An 18,083-nucleotide genomic window follows, 5' to 3' on the forward strand; every position below is an offset into this window, starting at 1 on the left:
AATATCGACACGCGCGACCAGTACTCTGTCGTTCGTCCAGCGGTTGACAATGCTCTCGACGAATACGGTCATCAACGGGCAGGGTGTTGCTAGGGGCTCAAGCGGGTAGTAGGAGCGGGACGCTTCGCTCAGGTTGACGAGCATTGCAGCCAGGTGGCACGCCGCTCTCGACGACAGCAAATCTCGAGCATTACGTAGCTCCGCTTCACCGCCTGTCGTACTCAATAACGGGAGCGCGTCGCATACTCCACGGTACTCACCAGCGTGCACGCGAGCAGTCCATAAAACAGGGCTTTCCTCGGCCTGGCTCATTCAAGGGCTCCTCACATGGTAGGCCCTCTGACGGTCTATTAAGTTTAGTGGTCGGATTTACTCTTCGTCCTCGGGCCACTCGATGCGTTGCCTCGGTCGACGGCTACCTGGAAAAAGGTCCTCCGTGACGTCCGTCCACGGTTGACCCTGCCCGATGATTTCCCGGACTCTGTTAAACACGTATTCAGCGTCGCTGTTGTACCCACTCGCGCCGACCAACTGATACGTGCGCCCGCTGGCAGTCCGAGCGGTCCTTGCTTCGATGTTCATCTCTGTGATTGCGGTGCTCACTCGTCCATCGTGCGTTTCGAGTGAGAACCCGACGAAATGCCTGGCACCACCCTCAAACTGACGGATTGACCAGGATTCGAGGCGCACGGTTTCGTCACCTTCGCTGGGAGACTGGTGTAGGTAAAGCGACATTATTTGTCTCCATTTGACGTGCTGGGTTGCATGTGTTTCGCGAGCGCACCGGTACCAGGAGTTTTGTTGTCAAGTTTAGAGCCCTGATTTTGTCTGTCGACCCGATGGAGAGGAAGCGGTTCTAGGTACCCGAATATGAGAAACTGCTCGCCGTCTTTTGTTCGGAGGTGCCATATGCCATCCTCGGTGGTGTGCAGTTCAGTGATTCGAACGCATGTCTGGGGCTCGGAGAGGTGAGCACGGAATGGCAGCATGTTTACGAAGCTGCTGATGACGTCGGGCTGATTGATTAGGCGAGCGACGTTGAGTACTGAATGAGTAGCCACGCGGCGCCACGATGGAAGGTCGTTGTCCGGCTCAACGAACTCGAGGTCGACCACAAAGACGGTCCTACACTCGAGTTGGGCCAGTGTGCCGCGATTATTATTCCCCGTTGACGTTTGCTTTGGCTTCGTCGCAGTACCTCCGCAAGCCGGTTCAGCTACTTCCATTTGTTAATACCTCCTGCCAACCGGTACGCGACAAACACGGACAGCACGTCCTTGTCCATTTGACAACTAGGTGAGCATGACTGTTCGCGGGCTGGCTGTCCGCACCCGCTCGCCTGAGTGACAGGCAGCATCGATTGCACAATATATTGTGAATTGTAAAGCACCCAGCTCGATTGCACAATATATTGTGTAGATTGTTGAGCCTGCTGCCCGGACACTTCCCCCATTGCTAAGCGTTGGGGGACAGATGGACCGTATCGCCGCCTTTGGGCAAGCCGTCCGGGAGGCGAGACTCGCGGAGGGCCTTTCACAAGAAGGACTAGCCGAGAAGGCTAACCTTCATCGGAACTTCATATCGCTGGTCGAGAGAGGGGAGAGCAGAATTGCGCTCGATTCGTTGTTCGCTATCGCTGATGCCCTCAACATCCCCGCGTCGAAATTGCTAAGCGACGCCGAAGCCGCCGCGTCCGACTAATTCCATGATACAAACGCAGCGACCGGGTAAGGTCGGGACGCACCAGCGAATCAGCCTCGTCTGACGCGTCAATTGATACTCGCTGACCGGCAAATAATGGACCCATCGTCAAACTTCTGAAAGGCGTGGCGGCGCTTGACGTTGAGCGCGCCGAGTTGCATTCAACACGCGCAGCCGCCGGTGCTTTCACGACGCCTCATTGTTGTCGCAACTGACGGAGGCGAATGCGCATTGCGAGCGTCGCACAATATTTTCTCTGGCATCGCACCAAATCGGGGTGAGGAAACTAACCCCGACAACCCGTCCGCTGGTGGCAGCCGCTACGAAATCCACCGATGTGGAATCAAAGCATTACCGTTGCGAAACTCTTCAACGAGGTGGACACGCGGCATGCCTTCCAATAGGGACGTGGGCACGTGCTCGAAAACTATCATCTGAAATTGGCTTTGGTAATCCGAGTTCATGCGCTCGATGAAGCTGTCCAGCAGACCGAATGCAGCCGAAATCTTCGCGTCGTCGCCATGTTTGTCCCTCGCCTCACCCTTGTCCTTTTCCCCGTAGTACGGCCGACTTGGTTGGTCCAGAACCAGAAAGCTTGGAACAAGCTTAGACTTCTTGTTGATTGCCACCTCATGGAGCGCCAGGAACTGGATGAGGTGCAGAAACATGTGGTTCGAACTACTGCCGACATTCTCGATTAGCGTTGACTTTGGCTTACGGAGCTGCAAGCGCTTCTCGCGGTAGTTGAAGACTGCCTGCCAATTTGCGTAGTTCTCCAGAGAAGCACTCACTTCTCCAATTAGTTCGACAGCCACTTCCTCAATGAGGTCAATGACGGCATCTCTTGCTTCCTCCACATCGCGCACTTGTATTGCGTCAAACTGCGATTGTAGGTCTGATTCACTCGATGCTACATTCGCGATTTCCGTCGGCTCCGCCTCAATATAGGTGGTCAGCTTTCCCCGCGCTTCGCCAAGAAATAGATACAAATCGCGCACTGATTCGAACGATTGAGGCTTCTGAGGCAGTGCCTCCAGTTGTTTTTTCAGCTCGGCCTTTTCATTCTCAAGTCGCTTAACCATCGACGTTATCTCCCCGTCAACGGGCCGGCGTGGAGCAATCGCATCCTTCACGCGCTCAAGGTCTACTTTTAGCCCGCTGATGAGTTCATCGAATACCTCGGACTTTACAAGTTCAGGCGAGCGGGCAAGGATAACTGCGAGCGGACGCAAACTATCATCCGTCTTTCCCAGCGTATCTTTATATGCTTTGTACTCTTTTGTGAACTGCTGCAACCTCCGCAGCCGTCGGTCGACCGCATACACTTGCGCATTAAGGTCGGAATACTTGTCGAAACCTTTTGGTATAGCAGGAGAGGACGCTTCACGGATGACATCTCGGAGGTGTTCTGGCGTGATGTCCTTAATCTCCTCATCTATGAGGCCAAATTCGGCGGCCTTCGCGGCGATAGCCCTCGCCTCTCGGTCGAACGTTCCCCGCCGCGCCGTCATCGTCTCCGCTTTTCGCTCTTCGCGAGCCAGTTCCTTGCGAAGCTGCTCTTTCTTCTCGCGCGCTGCTATGTTTTCCACGTCGTCAATCCCCAGCGCCAGGTCAAAGATGCGCGGTAACGCTTCGCGGTACCGCTCATCCGCCTGTTTGTCAAAAAACGTCTTGGTGCTGAGGATGATTTCGTCAGATATTGTGTTGAAGAGAAAAAGGAACCGAAACGACACTTTCGAACCCATGCGAAGGGCGCGACCGCCGTATTGAACGACGGTGCGTTCGTCGATACCGAATTCGGCCTCGAGAATGTTGCGAATGTCGTCCTCAGCGGCGTTCGGCTCAGGCGCATCCGGCAGCGTTCCAACGCTTGAGAAGTAGTAGTCGCTCGACACCCGGCTCTCATGCGGGCTGCGACGCGCTATCACCATCTCTTTATCATTCACATAGAGCTTCAACCCATACCAAGCAGTGTTCTCATTAATGACGCTATGCGGAAGGTTATGGTCACCGGCAAGGAAGCAATAGTCGATGATTCCAAGGAGCGCTGTTTTCCCCGTCTGGCTATCACCCGTGATGACATTGACGCAATTTCGCGCAAATTTGATATCCCGCCGGTCCCCCGCATGGGACCAAAGGCTGATGACGTCTATACCGAAGTTCAAAGGTGCACCCTGAAATTTAAGTAAAGTTCCTCGATGGGACTGGCCAGAAGCGCGGCAACACTAGGTGCTGCCTTAACGATGCGCTGCGCTCTCGCTCCGAAGTCAGGCGAAATGTCCATCGGGATATCCGGCACAAGATTTGCTCGTAACTTCACATGGCCGAGATGAATTAATAGTTGAACCGCATTTAGTGACAGCACGAGGCTGTCTTCAAATCGATTATTGAAGTTAGCAAACAGCTCAGGTCTCACCGATGTGAGAGCAGCAGCTTCACGCTTCCGGACGTTCGCATTGCTCAAAAATGCCAACGTGGCGTCATGCATTACTAACGGCATCACCAGCAGCGCCTTTGCAAGTGGGAGCTCCCCCGTACGTTCGATAACACTCATCAGCGCAGTCGCACAAATGCCAATGTTGTTGTATCCGCTCCAGCTTTCATTCATAGCGACTCCCAATCCCGATGCCAGCCAATCTTTCCGTCATCTGAAAGGTAATAGAGTTCCCCATTGCTTAACTCCGTATTGAGCTCGGAAGGACCGACCTTGAAGCGTTCCTCCCGCAACTCCACGAAAAGTTCAAGCGCTTTATCGAGAACGTCAGACAGAGTCGCGCATTTCTTGAAGGCGAACTGAAACTTGTTTTTCCATCTGGTGAAGACCTCTCTGTGAAGTGCGTTCACCTCATCGGAAAGCAGGTCCCCACTCTGCAACCATGCCTCAAGATAACGCGCAATACGAAGCCTGTGCATCGTATATTCAAGCGCTGTTTCTGTATCATCAGGTCCGATTGCTTCAATCTCTATCAGGCGCCTGATGAAAATCTGTGCGAATATCTTGTCTGGTAAAACTGGATTAAAACTGGGCTCCCGAAGGCTTTTGCTACGTCCGTCAACAAAAATATTCTTGTACTTCTCCATAAAGTGGTCCCAAGCGACAAGTATCGGCTCGCCAGCCTTGACGGTATAAAAGTTGTCTTCTCGGATACGGGAATCGAGACGAGCAAAAACTTCGTCGATGCGGCTCGAATCTATGAACTTATCCCGAATCGATAGCTTGACTCTGCCAATGATGTCATCGAGAGATAACTCGACAAACACGCGCCGAAAAAACTGTTCGGAAATCTCGTCGTTAAGCGAGACCACCGCTGCGATATAGCCTTTAATCGTTGAATCAGCCGTCTTATTTTGCAGAGCAATTAGCGCCGCCTTAATTTGAGAAAAATCGGCCTCACCTGCCTTAAATTTCTCATGCAAGGCCAAGAAATCGTTTGTCTTGCTTTCTGACTTGTTGGTCACCAGGTGAAATTCGGTCTTCCGTACAAACGCGAGTTGACTCCCGATGGTCGAGCGACCATCGGCTTCGTCGACGATAATTTGAGACCAGTTATAGAGAGTCTTCCACAGGTCAACGTCCAACTCCGGCAAAGCGATGGGCGCGCCACCGGCAGCTTTCTTGACAGTATGTTTTAGCTGAAAAAGGAGTTGGCAGTCGGCGTCGAGGTCGGTATGCACGTCATCTTTTACCTCCAACCCAACTGACTGACCGCTCTTTAGATTAAGCAGCCTGTCGAGAAAGTAGTAAAACTGATACTCGAAACCAATGCTTTTATCGTCCGCACTCGTTTTGTCGCTGAAGCTTTTCTCTGTAGCCACTTGCCGTGCCCATTTTTAAGGCCTTGCAATGTCGCCCGCTCTGGACATGATGCGCTCTGCATTGACCAGTTGTGCGACCCCCGGAATGTGGCAGGAGCGCGTCCTGTCGTCGAACGCCCGCCTAGCCATGCACGGATGATACCTCTCGGCGAAGAAATAGGGGCAAACACCGGCTCCACTGAGCGGTACAGCCCGGTGGGGGGGCATGCCGCTACCTGTCGCGGCCGTTCGGGACAGACAGTAGCGACTTCAGTCGCGCCAGATGTTCTCTTCCTACTTCCCTAGGCGTAATTACGACATTTTCCGGAATGGTAACCCCGAGTATTTTCGCGATATTCGAAACATATGGACGGGTGCGCCCTGGGAGCTGTTCAATAGCTTTACTCACACGCGCCGAGCCGCACACACTGACGAGATAATCATATGTGCGTCGGTCGCGGTCCGTTGAAAGTATTACTTCGACCTTTGAGGATTGCATGATTAACCTCCATCACATCATCCATTCGTCCCAGTAAATTTATACCGAACAATCGAAAAAACAATAACCATTTCAATGATTTGCTGATATATTTTTCGCGCCCCTCCCCCGGCCCCCCTCCCGGCTTCGGGCCTGCTGGCCCTGCAGCCCACCTCGGCTCCCTGCGGGTCGCCTCGAACAGCTTTTTGAAATACGGAATGGACGTAAACCCTACCTGGACACAAACGCCTACAAATCGGGATACGACATATGTGTTCGACTGGGCATGGGCCGATGCGTACAAGCGCAACGGTCTCGCTTATTACCCGAAGCTGCTGTGCGCGGTGCCGTTCACGCCGGTGCAGGGCAACCGGTTGTTGTCGGCGGATCCGCAGGCGCTCCGGCATCTGGCCGCGACGCTGATGGCGTTCGCCGAACAGGCGGACGTGTCGTCGCTGCATGTGCTGTTTCCGACCGAGACCGAAGCGAACGCGCTGACCGGCATGGGCATGATGCAGCGCGAAGGCGTGCAGTTCCATTGGCTGAACGACGGCTACCGCGACTTCGACGATTTCCTCTCCACGCTCGAACAGAAGAAGCGCAAGAACATTCGCGCCGAGCGTCGCAAGGTGCAGGACGCCGGCGTGACGATGCGCCGGATTCGCGGCGAAGACATCCAGGACGCCGACTGGCGGTTCTTCAGCAAATGTTATCGGCAGACTTACCGCGAGCATTTTTCGAGTCCGTATCTGAACCTCGATTTTTTCCGGATGATCGGCGCGTCGATGCCGGAGAACCTGCTGCTGGTGATCGCCGAATACGAAGGCAAGCCGATCGCGAGTTCGCTCGTGGTCTATCAGCGCGACGACAAAACCGGCGGCACGCTCTATGGGCGTTACTGGGGCGCGTTAGAACACGTGCCTTGCCTGCACTTCGAAACCGCGTACTATCAGCCGCTGGAATTTTGCATCGAAGAAAAGCTCGGCGTGTTCGAGGGCGGCGCGCAAGGCGAACACAAGATGGCGCGCGGCTTTCTACCCACCGTCACACGGTCGGCGCACTGGCTCGCGCACCCGGCCTTCGCGGACGCGGTCGGCCATTTCCTCGACAACGAAAAGAACAGCATCCACGCTTACGTGGACGAGCTGCGCGAACACAATCCGTTCAAAGGCTGAAAGCGCACTTATGGCGTGGTTTCTGTATCTGCTCGAATGCTCGGACGGCAGCGTCTATACCGGCATCGCCACCGACGTGCAGGCGCGCTTCGAAAAACATCTGAGCGGCGAAGGCGCTCGCTATACCCGCTCGCGCAAACCGGTGCAGGTGCTTGCGTCGTTCGAACTGGCGGATCGTTCGAGCGCTTCGAAGGCCGAGTATTGGGTCAAGCGCTTGCCGCCTGGGGATAAGCGCGCGCTTGCTGCGGGGTTGCGAACGATCGAATCGGTGATGCCGATGGTGGAAAAGAATGAGGACGACGCTGTTTGACAGGTGTGGTGGTCCGCAAATCGCACTAGAATCCATTCAGCGCCCCACACAACCATTCCCGTATCTTTTGCCCCCCTCACTGCGACACAACCGGAAAAGGTCCCCCATGGAAACCGATGCTGCAGTTCTGCCGCTTTCACACAAGATTAACGTGCTGGCGGTGATCGATACGGAATACATCAAGCATAATTATTCGTCCGGCGACAATCCTTTATCCCCCACCCCCGTTGAATCAGAAAATATTTTCTTAATCGGCGTAAACCCGGATTTTGAAGCCGGCGAATTGAATATTAGAGCCCGGATAGGCGATATTATTTATCTCACAGGCACATCGGCCGATCACAATTCAACCGATGCCGCGCTTATTTACAACGTGCATCCTCGTGGCCCGAAGCGCGTATTCGCCTCTTTTAAACAGCGGTTTATGACACGACAACACGCGGTGCAGCCGGACCCGGATTCGGCAAGCCGCGATGGTTTACCCGCACTTGAAACAATCGCCCGTTTTTCTGACTTCGAATCCCGAGTCCGGGCGCACGGTGCCGAGCTGATTCATATCGACTTCGCGCTTTATGTCCCATCGGAAAGCGGCCAGCGTCAGGAGCTATTCGGCTATTACCGGTGCGAGCTCAACGCCACTGTCGAGCGGGCTCGGCCCTAAGCCCACTAGCGCTATCCGTTGACCGCCTCCCCGGCCCGCGAGGGCCGGGGAGCGCTTCGCCATGCAGTCACCCATTCCATCGATCGAATTTAATCGGATTGGATAATTGCACACGCATTCTATTTTTATTAATCAGGCAAAAAATGACAGCAATCGAGTGCGATAAACATTTAAGCGCTTTACGACTTATAAAACATGATTCAACAAAAAGTCCGCCCCATATAGCTCCGTCAATGCAAAACAAATATTAAAAATTTATGTCGTTTCCACTTGAAATCCAATTAACCTGTTTTTGAAAAAAATTCGCAAAACAGGTTATTCCGTCAACCTGTTAACTTCGTGAGGTTCGCTAATGGTGAATTTGGAGGAAATTGCCCATGACGCGTAAAAAAGCGCGTCACCCCCTCGAAGTTCCAATAGAACCAGACGCAAGGAGATTTTGAAATGAGCAACATCATTCTTCGGTCGGCTGCACAGAAAATTGACATCCTTACGGTTATCGATACGGAAACGATTAAGGATTACTGGAACAAGAGCAATCCCAGCCGCACGCCGAGTCAGGATAAAAACAACCCGACCGGACTCGACCACAGCAACAAATACATGATCTGCACGGGCTCGCGCGGCATCATCGGCGGCCAGGGCAGCGGCGATCTGAGCTTCCGGGCAAACGTCGAGGACTCGGTGCGTTTCGTCGGCACGTCGGCCTACAACAATGCCAACGACGCGGTCATCATCTACAACATCAGGAAGTTCTCCGGCACCGACGTGTTCAACCAGTTCAACGCGAACGTCTACGTGAAGAAGGAAGCCGTCCAGCCCGACCCGAACTCGCAGAGCCGCGACGGTTTGCCCGCACTGCACGTGCCGGTGAACTTCGCGACGTTCGAAGCGACCGTCCGGCAAAGCGGCACCGAAGGCTTCGGTGTCTGCTTCGCGCTGTACACGCTCGCCGACAACGGCCAGCGACAAGACCTGTACGGCTACTTCTGGTGGGATCCGACGATCACGGTCGCTTGATGCCGCGCATCGCGGGAAGTTTGTGAAGTAAAGGCGAGCCTGTTGGGATCGTGATCCGGTCCCAGCGGGCTGCTTTTTCTTCTGTACAGGCGGTACGGGCGGTACAGGCGATGCATTCGTGCATGGCTCACCCGCTCACGCGCTACCCTCTCGCCTCCCGCATCCGCTCGCTCAACAGGCGCTGCATCCGCGCAAGCTCGCCCACCGCATCGGCCTCCAGCGACGTCAGCGTCTCGCGCGCGGGCAGCTCATGACGAACCTGCCGCAACGACCGGCTCAACGCCGCGTCGATATCGTCGCTGATCTGCGCGACCCATGCGCCGAGTTCGTCGTGCATGTCGCGCCGGTTCGTACTCAGACGCAACTGCGTCGCGGTGCCGGCCATCCTGCGCAACAGGCTGAGGACCGTCAGCGTCACGGTATCGACCATCGTGTCTTCGAGCTTTTCGAGGCGAATCCGCGCGATCGCTTCTTCGGCGTTATTGCTGCCGAGACCCGCCGCGCGGCGCAAACGCTCCATGTCCTTCACGCTGCGACGCGGCGACTCGAGCGCCGCGCGCAGATACGCGACGTTCGCGCGCACCGCGTTGCCCAGATAAGCGCGGTAGTCGGCTTTCTCGCGCGTCGGCCAGAGATAAAACGTCGCCAACAACGCAAGCACGCAGCCGAGCACGTTGTTGCCGAGCCGCGTGAGCGCGAACGCGAATTCGTTGGCGCCCGGCGTCGCGAAGTCGGCGACGAGCACGAAGGTGGGCGTGAGGAACAGCACGAACAGGCTATAGCTGACGGGCCGCAGCGCCATTGTCGCCATCACGAGCGGAAACACCGCGAGCGAAATGCCGAGCGGCGAATGAATCGCGTAGCCGATCGCCGCCGCCAACACCCCGCCGACGATGCTGCCCGCCGCGCGCTCGATGCTGCGCGGCCAGGTCGCCGCGATCGACGGTTGCAGGATCAGCAGCGTCGCCATCGTGGCCCAGTAGCCGAACGGCAGCCCGAGCGCGCGAATCACGAGGAAGCCCGTCGTGGTCGTCACGCCGACGCGCGCCGCGTGCCGCAATCCGACTGACTGGGTCGACAGATTGGCCTTGAGCGTCGCCCACGTGCGCGCCGCGAAATGAACCGCGCTGTCGCTCCATCGTTCGGCCTGCGCGTAGCGCGGCGCGAAATCGACCAGTTCGAACGCGGATTGCAGTTTCACCGGCTCCATCAACGCGCTTTCGAGCCGCGTCGCGAGACGGCGCAAGCGCGCCTGCAAATTCGCGAGACGCTCCCAGCGCACGTCGTTGGCCGCCGCGCCGATGTCGCGCAGCACCTCGCCGAGCGCGTTCAGCAAGCGGGCCGCACGCTTCGCGCGCCACGCGTCGGCAGGGACTTTTTCGCTCGCGCCGGACACCGCGATCAGATACGCGAACAGCGCTTCGCCGTCGGTCAGCAGGCCGAGCAGCGTGTCGTACGCCTCGCGACCGTTGGTGCGCGACGCGGGCACCTTCGCCAGCGCCTCGCGCGAGCGCTCCAGCGCGGCGCGCGCATCGGCGCGAAATTTCACCGCATGCGTGGCCCACTCGCGCGACGGGGCACGGTGCTCCAGCAAACGCGCGCTGTCCAGTGCGATATCCGCGAGCCGCAGATACACGGTGCGCAGCGTCGAGCGGCTTGTGCCGAACGGATGAATGCGCCACACGCTCAGGCTCAGCACGACGGCGAACAGGCAACCGAACAGATACACGCCGAGAAACGCGAAACCGGAGCGCGCGTCGTGCATCGGCCGGTCGACCATGACCACGCAGGCGGTCGCCGCGAGAATCGTCACCTGGTTGGTGGCCGCGCCCCAGATGCGACCGAATCCGCCAAGCGTCGTAAAAGCGAGTACCGCGAACCCGGCCCCCACACCGGCCGCGAACGACGTGAGGCCGCCGCACAGTGTCGACAGCACGGCGAAACCCATCATCGACGCGAAACGCGCGCGGTTGGAACCGGCGGCATCGGCAAGACAGGTCCAGAACGCGCCGATCGCGGCCCACGCAAAAGTCGGATCGTGCAGCAGGTTGCCCAGCACCAGCATGGCCGTCGACGCGCACGCCGCCCGCAGACCTTCGGACAGGCTCGCTTCGCTTGTGGAGAACGACACCATCCAGACCGGCCGCTTGCGATAGATCGCCGTGGCGAGCGCGCGGAGCCAGTTCGACCAGCGTTGCGCCGATGGACGGGTCTTGCGATTCAGCATCCGGATGGTGGGCTCCAAAAAACGCGCGTAGGTAGGGGTAAATGAAGCTTAGCCGCCGCTCAGGTGCGGCAAGCGACTCATCATAAGGGTTTACACCAAGATATAAAAATGGCTTCGGTTCATCCGATCCATGCAGTGTGTCTATGCGACCTCGGGTACAACATGAACAGATGGAATAAAAAAAAACCGCGCGGCCCTCAGGCTCGCGCGGTATTTTTACCGGGCTGGGTGAAACAGGAAGTCAGCTTACTTCTTGTAGTTCGCCACGCCTTCGGTAATTTCCTTGTGTGCGGCTTCAATGCCCGCCCAGCCGTCGACCTTCACCCACTTGCCCTTCTCCAGCGCCTTGTATTGCTCGAAGAAGTGCTTGATCTGGTCTTTCAGGTACGCCGGGACGTCGTCGATCGACTTGAGGTCTGCCGTCATCGGGCAGACCTTGTCGTGCGCGACCGCGACGAGCTTTGCGTCGACGCCCGATTCATCGGTCATTTGCAGCATGCCGAGCGCGCGCGCGCGAACCACGGAACCGGCCAGCAGCGGGAACGGCGTGATCACCAGCACGTCGACCGGGTCGCCGTCGCCCGACAGCGTTTGCGGAATGTAGCCGTAATTCGCCGGATAGCGCATGCCCGTGCCGATGAAACGGTCGACGTGGAGCAGGCCCGTTTCCTTGTCGGCTTCGTACTTCACCGGATCGCTTTGCGCCGGGATTTCGATGATGACGTTGAAATCTTGCGGAAGGTCTTTGCCTGCGGGGACGTGATTGAAGCTCATGAGCGCTCTCTGATCAGGATGGAATTCGGAACACGGCTTGCGGCGCATGCATTCGACTCACTTCAAAGCTGCCGAACGGCACGCCGCGGCCGGACAGTGCGGAATGCGCCATTATAGCCAATCGGCCGATGGCGCCCGGGGCGGGAACGGCGCGATAATCGTCCGGCGTCTCTCGATTGTGCCTCTCGTTTGTGAACCTCGCGCGGCGGCGGTGTTGCCGCGCGACACCTCAAGGAGTCTGCATGCAGGAAGCCCGACACTTCATCGGCGGCGAATGGGCCGATGCCTCAGGCGGCGAGACGATCGCCGTGCTCGATCCCTCCGACGGCCAGCCGTTCACCCTCCTCGCGCGCGGCACCGCCGCGGATATCGATACTGCCGTGCATGCCGCGAGGCGCGCGTTCGAAGGCGCGTGGGGCGCGGCCAGCGCCGCCGAGCGCGGCCGCGTGCTGTACCGGCTATCCATGCTGGTCGCCGCGCATCAGGAAGAACTCGCGCAGCTCGAAGCCCGCGATACCGGCAAGCCGCTCAAGCAGGCGCGTGCGGATTCGGCCGCGCTCGTGCGGTACTTCGAGTTCTACGCGGGCGCCGCGGACAAACTGCACGGCGAAACGTTGCCTTATCAGGCAGGCTATACGGTGCTGACGATTCGCGAGCCGCATGGCGTGACCGGGCACATCGTGCCGTGGAATTACCCGATGCAGATCTTTGGCCGCAGCGTCGGTGCGGCGCTCGCCACCGGCAATGCGTGCGTCGTCAAGCCGGCGGAGGATGCGTGTCTGTCGGTGCTGCGGGTTGCGGAGCTGGCGGCCGAGGCGGGGCTGCCGGCTGGCGCCTTGAACATTGTCACGGGCTTTGGTCATGAGGCGGGCGCGGCGCTCGCGCGTCATCCGGGCATCGATCATATTTCGTTCACCGGCTCACCCGATACCGGCAAGCTCGTCGCGCAGATGGCCGCCGAGAATCACGTGCCGGTCACGCTCGAACTGGGCGGCAAATCGCCGCAAATCGTCTTCGCCGACGCCGATCTCGACGCCGCGCTGCCCGTGCTGGTGTCGGCGATCGTGCAGAACGCCGGGCAGACCTGTTCGGCCGGTAGCCGCGTGCTGATTGATCGTGCGATTTATGAACCGTTGCTCGACCGGCTGAGCAATGCGTTTCAGGCGCTGCGGGTCGGGCCGTCGCACGCCGATCTCGATTGCGGTCCGCTGATCAATGCGAAACAGCAACGGCGTGTGTGGGATTTTCTGTCCGACGCGCAGCACGACGGGATCGCGATGGCGGCGCATGGCGAGGTGATTCCGGAAGCGCCGGAAAGCGGTTTTTATCAGGCGCCTACGCTGCTGCGTGATGTGCCGGCGAGTCATCGTCTTGCGCGCGATGAAGTGTTTGGTCCGGTGCTCGCGGCGATGCCGTTTCGCGATGAAGACGAAGCGCTCGCGCTCGCCAACGGCACGTTGTATGGCCTCGTCGCCGGTATCTGGACGCGCGAAGGCGCTCGCCAGATGCGGCTCGCGCGGCGTCTACGGTCGGGTCAGGTGTTCATCAATAACTACGGCGCGGGCGGCGGAGTCGAGTTGCCGTTTGGCGGCGTCAAGCATTCCGGGCACGGCCGAGAAAAGGGTTTTGAAGCGCTGTATGGCTTTACGGTGCTGAAGACTATTGCGATCCGGCATGGCTAGGCGGCGGATCGGGCATCACGCGACACCCTCTACAACAAAGCAACGGAGACATCATGCGGTTGACAGGTAAAACAGCCATCGTCACGGGTGGCGGCTCGGGTTTCGGCGAAGGCATCGCGAAGACCTACGCGCGCGAAGGCGCGAACGTGGTGGTCAACGATCTCAACGGCGCGGCGGCCGAACGCGTGGCGAGCGAAATCGCGCTCGCTGGCGGCAAGGCAATCGCGGTAGCAGGCAACGTCGCCCAGCGGGAAGACTGGCAGAAGCTGCGCGAAGCGGCGCTGGAGGACTTCGGCAGCGTGCAGATCGTCGTCAACAATGCGGGTACCACGCATCGCAACAAGCCTGTGATGGAAGTGACTGAGGCCGAGTTCGACCGCGTGTATGCGGTGAATGTCAAAAGCATCTATTGGAGCGTGCAGGAGTTTGTGCCGTATTTTCGTGAGCAGGGCGGCGGCAGCTTTATCAATATCGCGTCGACGGCCGGGGTACGGCCGAGGCCCGGGCTCGTCTGGTACAACGGCAGCAAGGGTGCGGTGATTATCGCGAGCAAGTCGCTTGCGGTTGAACTCGGCCCGGACCGGATTCGCGTGAACTGCGTGAATCCGGTGATCGGCGAGACGGCGCTGCTGTCCGAGTTTATGGGCGTTGAAGACACGCCTGAGAACCGCAAACGCTTTCTGGCCGGTATTCCGCTCGGACGCTTCTCGACGCCGCAGGATATCGCCAATGCCGCGCTTTACCTCGCTTCGGATGACGCGGAGTTCATTACCGGTGTGTGCCTCGAAGTGGATGGGGGGCGCTGCGTGTAGACGGCGCTGTTACGCCACGCGTACGGGCCGCTTTCAGGCGGCCCGTCGCGGACTCAGTGTTTTCCCCCAGTATCGATTCGTCCTGCAAACTACTCTGCGCAGCTAGAATCGATCGACGGCGGTAGTTCATTTCCACAAGAAAGCAACCATCTTGCTTGAGATCGGGGTAAGCGCCAAGTGCGAACTCTGGTCGGGCAGAGGAGACACCATGGCTAGTCCCGTAAATCCGCTCCACACTCCCGGCACGGGAGCGCCAACCTCCACCTTCGAAGAAGCGACCTATCGCAAGGTCACCTGGCGGCTCGCGCCGCTGCTGATGCTCTGCTACGTGGTCGCCTATCTGGATCGCGTGAACGTCGGTTTCGCGAAGCTGCAAATGACTTCCGATCTGGGTCTGAGCGATGCGGTGTATGGCTTCGGCGCGGGGATTTTCTTTATCGGGTATTTCATCTTCGAAATTCCGAGCAATGTGATCTTGCATAGGGTTGGCGCCCGCGTGTGGATCGCGCGGATCATGGTGTCGTGGGGCATCATCTCGATGGCTACCATGTTCGTCACCACGCCCACGATGTTCTACGTGATGCGCTTCCTGCTCGGTCTCGCCGAAGCGGGGTTCTTCCCCGGCATCATTCTGTATCTCACTTACTGGTATCCGTCGCATCGGCGTGGTCGCATGACTACGTGGTTCATGACTGCGATCGCGTTGTCCGGTGTGATCGGTGGGCCGATCTCGGGTTATATCCTCAAGAGCTTTAATGGCGTGAACGGGTGGCATGGGTGGCAGTGGCTGTTTTTGCTGGAGGGGATTCCTTCGGTGATCGTTGGGATCATGGTTTTTGTGATGCTCGATGATCGGATTTCGAAGGCGAAGTGGCTTACTCGGGAAGAGCAGCAGTTGCTGGAAAGTCAGGTGTCGGCGGAGGAGGCTACCAAGCACGACATGCCGATTCGGCAGGTGTTGACTAGCGGTCGGGTTTTAATGCTTAGCCTCACGTACTTCTCTTTCGTGATGGGTCTGTACGGCGTGAGCTTCTGGTTGCCGACCATCATCAAGGCGACTGGCGTGACGGATGCGTTCATGATCGGTTTGCTGTCCGCGATTCCTTTTGCGGGCGCTGTGGTGGCGATGGTGTTTGTGTCGCGTAGCGCGGACCGCAAACGCGAGCGGCGGTGGCATATTGCGTTGCCGGCGTTTGCAGGGGCGATCGGTCTCGTGCTCTCTGTCGTGTGGACGCATAACACCGTGCTCGCGATGGCCTCGCTCACGCTTGCGACGATGGGCATTCTCACAACCCTGCCGCTGTTCTGGAGTCTGCCTACCGCGATTCTTGCAGGCACAGGCGCGGCCGCCGGGATTGCGATGATTAATTCGATCGGAAATCTGGCCGGGTTTCTGAGCCCTTATGCGGTCGGCTGGCTCAAACAGGCGACCGCCGCGAACGATTCGGGGATGTATATGCTGGCTGCTTTTATGATGCTGGGGGGACTGCTTGCGATTAGTGTGCCCGCTCGGATGGTTAATAAATGAAGTGGGGCTGTCGGTGCGGAGCCCTGCAGTGTTCTTTTGGGGGCTTCGACTTGAGGGCGGTAGCTTGAGTTCAGCGCGTACCGCCTCTCAACACGCCTTCATACACGTCGTCGCGCTAGCATGCTTAGAGAGTGACGTCAAAGTGAATGAATACGATGATCGTGCCATATCTTAGGAGCGAACAAAAGGAGCCAATGTCACAATTTATTTTTTGTTGTCTACATCCGGCCAAACCCGCATTGGATGCGAAAATCATTAAAAGATGAGCGCCAATGCGCCACCCAGCATGGCCCTCTTCAGCAAAGCGGATATTTTTAGATCTGCCCTTACTTTGATGCAAAACACGCCAGCTACAGCTTTAGCTCAATATGATCTTTTTTGAACTCGAAGCCGCCGAGATATCTGATCTCAATGACGGTGATTTGCGTGAGCTTGTCGCACGCCTCTGCGAAGCGGAACTAATTCAGCAAGGCATTCCGCCCTCATGTGTTACGTGGGGTGGCGCCCAAGAAGCTCCAGACGGCGGTCTGGACGTAAGTGTAAAGAGCGCCGACGGAATTTCCGATCCGAACTTTGTGCCTCGGGAGAACACCGGGTTTCAAGTAAAGAAATACTCGATGAGCAAGTCAGCGTGCAAGAAAGAGATGGTAGAGAATAGTAAGCCCAAATCCATCATCGCAGACCTAGCAGCACGGAAAGGCGGTTACATCATCGTAAGCGGCAGAGACGATTGTTCCGCCAAGATGCTATCTGAGCGCGTGGACGGCATGAAGGACGCTGTTACCCGAATGCACGGCAAGGATGATCTGTACCTAGACTTTTACGGCCGAGACCGTCTATCGGCTTGGTTGAGACGACACCCCAGTGTCGCATTATGGGTTCGCTCGCGCCTTGGAAAGCCTCTCGCTGGCTGGAAACCCTATGGACGTTGGGCAGCAACACCTCCCGACCAAGATGACGATTTCCTCGCAGATGATCATCCTTGTGTCGTTGATGCGAATTCGAACTCGAAGGAGCCCAAACCTGTCTCGGAGGGGATCCAACTGACTCGGGACCGGCTGCGAAAATCCGGAAGCACTGTACGTATCACGGGACTCTCGGGAGTCGGCAAGACCCGATTTGCGCAGGCGCTGTTCGAGGCCAAGGTCGGGTTCGGCGCGCTACCTGCGAGCGACGTGATCTACGCGGACCTTGGTAACGAACTCACCCCAACCGCCTCGGAACTGGTCACGTATTTAATAGCCAACGATTTCGCTAGCTATTTGGTATTGGACAACTGCCCACCGGACGTACATCGAAGTCTGCAAAAACAGGTAGCAGGGAGCAACGCGAATTTGCACCTACTCACCATTGAATACGATATATCCGAAGACAAACCCGAAGAAACTGAAGTTATCCACCTTGAACCAACTAGCGAAGATACAGTTTCCAAGCTGCTTCTAAAGCGAATCCCAGATCTTGACCGTATCAACGCAGATCGAATCTCTGAGTTCGCTGGTGGGAACGCACGTGTCGCGCTCGCACTGGCTAGTCGGGTGAATGCAGACGAGACGTTATCCAACTTCTCAGACGAGGACCTCTTCCGAAGGTTGTTCTCCCAACGAAAGGGAGATTCGTCAGACTTGTTGCAGAGCGCAGAGACATTATCCCTCGTATATTCCTTCAACGTGTCCCGCTCAGAATTCAATGATGAGCTAGGCGTCTTGGAGTCCATCTCCGGCCTGCCCCGGCAAACGCTACATCGTGACCAGGCAGAGCTAATCCGACGCCAACTGGCGCAGCAACGTGGCAATTGGCGAGCAATCCTGCCCCATGCACTGGCCAACCGCTTAGCGAAGCGTGCGCTCCAGAATATCTCACCTGAAGACATTAATGCCGAACTCTTCAAGCCCGAAAATCTTCGCTTGTTCCAGTCCTGTG

General features: G+C 57.5%; 14 protein-coding genes and 1 pseudogene. 9 read left to right on the forward strand and 6 right to left on the reverse strand.

What is annotated here, in order from left to right; genetic code table 11:
- The first annotated feature begins 1,473 nt into the window (after positions 1-1,473).
- Positions 1,474-1,701, forward strand: a complete 228-nt coding sequence (locus tag PQQ51_RS31155; RefSeq protein WP_408501044.1) for a helix-turn-helix domain-containing protein — start codon at positions 1,474-1,476, stop codon at positions 1,699-1,701.
- 320 nt (positions 1,702-2,021) lie between these two features.
- On the opposite strand, the gene PQQ51_RS31160 is transcribed toward PQQ51_RS31155, so the two are convergent.
- The 4 genes from PQQ51_RS31160 to PQQ51_RS34490 form a co-directional block, all read right to left on the reverse strand.
- Positions 2,022-3,866, reverse strand: coding sequence for a DUF3732 domain-containing protein (locus tag PQQ51_RS31160; protein ID WP_408501045.1), 1,845 nt, complete (start codon positions 3,864-3,866; stop codon positions 2,022-2,024).
- A complete protein-coding gene (locus tag PQQ51_RS31165; protein ID WP_408501046.1) occupies positions 3,863-4,309 on the reverse strand; it encodes a three component ABC system middle component in 447 nt (148 codons plus the stop codon). The genes PQQ51_RS31160 and PQQ51_RS31165 overlap by 4 nt, the downstream gene beginning before the upstream one ends.
- Positions 4,306-5,517 (reverse strand): hypothetical protein, encoded by a 1,212-nt coding sequence (locus PQQ51_RS31170; RefSeq protein WP_408501047.1) that lies wholly within the window; start codon positions 5,515-5,517, stop codon positions 4,306-4,308. The genes PQQ51_RS31165 and PQQ51_RS31170 overlap by 4 nt, the downstream gene beginning before the upstream one ends.
- A 211-nt stretch (positions 5,518-5,728) precedes the next feature.
- On the reverse strand, positions 5,729-5,995 hold the full coding sequence (locus PQQ51_RS34490; protein ID WP_494478657.1) for a CppA family protein: 267 nt from the start codon (positions 5,993-5,995) through the stop codon (positions 5,729-5,731).
- Between the two features lie 248 nt (positions 5,996-6,243).
- On the opposite strand from PQQ51_RS34490, the pseudogene PQQ51_RS31175 reads away from it, so the two are divergent.
- The 4 genes and pseudogenes from PQQ51_RS31175 to PQQ51_RS31190 all read left to right on the forward strand — a co-directional run.
- A pseudogene (locus PQQ51_RS31175) lies at positions 6,244-7,149 on the forward strand (GNAT family N-acetyltransferase); the annotation flags it as partial.
- Positions 7,150-7,159: 10 nt separating this feature from the next.
- Entirely contained in the window at positions 7,160-7,459 is a 300-nt protein-coding gene (locus tag PQQ51_RS31180; RefSeq protein WP_408501048.1) for a GIY-YIG nuclease family protein, read from the forward strand.
- Positions 7,460-7,565: 106 nt separating this feature from the next.
- Positions 7,566-8,120: an AidA/PixA family protein gene (locus tag PQQ51_RS31185; protein WP_408501049.1), complete on the forward strand. Its 555-nt coding sequence runs from the start codon at positions 7,566-7,568 to the stop codon at positions 8,118-8,120.
- A gap of 444 nt (positions 8,121-8,564) precedes the next feature.
- Entirely contained in the window at positions 8,565-9,140 is a 576-nt protein-coding gene (locus PQQ51_RS31190; protein WP_408501050.1) for an inclusion body family protein, read from the forward strand.
- A 142-nt stretch (positions 9,141-9,282) separates the two neighbouring features.
- On the opposite strand, the gene PQQ51_RS31195 is transcribed toward PQQ51_RS31190, so the two are convergent.
- The gene (locus tag PQQ51_RS31195; RefSeq protein ID WP_408501051.1) at positions 9,283-11,367 is read right to left on the reverse strand and encodes an FUSC family protein; all 2,085 of its coding nucleotides are present in this window, start codon (positions 11,365-11,367) and stop codon (positions 9,283-9,285) included.
- A gap of 246 nt (positions 11,368-11,613) precedes the next feature.
- Complete coding sequence (gene ppa / locus PQQ51_RS31200; protein ID WP_154558944.1) at positions 11,614-12,141, reverse strand: inorganic diphosphatase; 528 nt, start codon at positions 12,139-12,141, stop codon at positions 11,614-11,616.
- Between the two features lie 242 nt (positions 12,142-12,383).
- On the opposite strand from ppa, the gene PQQ51_RS31205 reads away from it, so the two are divergent.
- From PQQ51_RS31205 to PQQ51_RS31220, 4 genes are all read left to right on the forward strand, one after another.
- The gene (locus PQQ51_RS31205; RefSeq protein ID WP_408501052.1) at positions 12,384-13,823 is read left to right on the forward strand and encodes an aldehyde dehydrogenase family protein; all 1,440 of its coding nucleotides are present in this window, start codon (positions 12,384-12,386) and stop codon (positions 13,821-13,823) included.
- Between the two features lie 53 nt (positions 13,824-13,876).
- Positions 13,877-14,635 (forward strand): SDR family oxidoreductase, encoded by a 759-nt coding sequence (locus tag PQQ51_RS31210; RefSeq protein WP_408501053.1) that lies wholly within the window; start codon positions 13,877-13,879, stop codon positions 14,633-14,635.
- Positions 14,636-14,843: 208 nt separating this feature from the next.
- On the forward strand, positions 14,844-16,163 hold the full coding sequence (locus PQQ51_RS31215) for an MFS transporter (RefSeq protein ID WP_408501054.1): 1,320 nt from the start codon (positions 14,844-14,846) through the stop codon (positions 16,161-16,163).
- Positions 16,164-16,531: 368 nt separating this feature from the next.
- A partial coding sequence (locus PQQ51_RS31220) for a P-loop NTPase family protein (protein WP_408501055.1) occupies positions 16,532-18,083 on the forward strand: 1,552 nt, incomplete at its 3' end.

The sequence above is a fragment of the Paraburkholderia xenovorans genome (assembly GCF_046030735.1).
In the GTDB taxonomy this organism is placed as follows: Bacteria; Pseudomonadota; Gammaproteobacteria; order Burkholderiales; family Burkholderiaceae; genus Paraburkholderia; species Paraburkholderia xenovorans_A.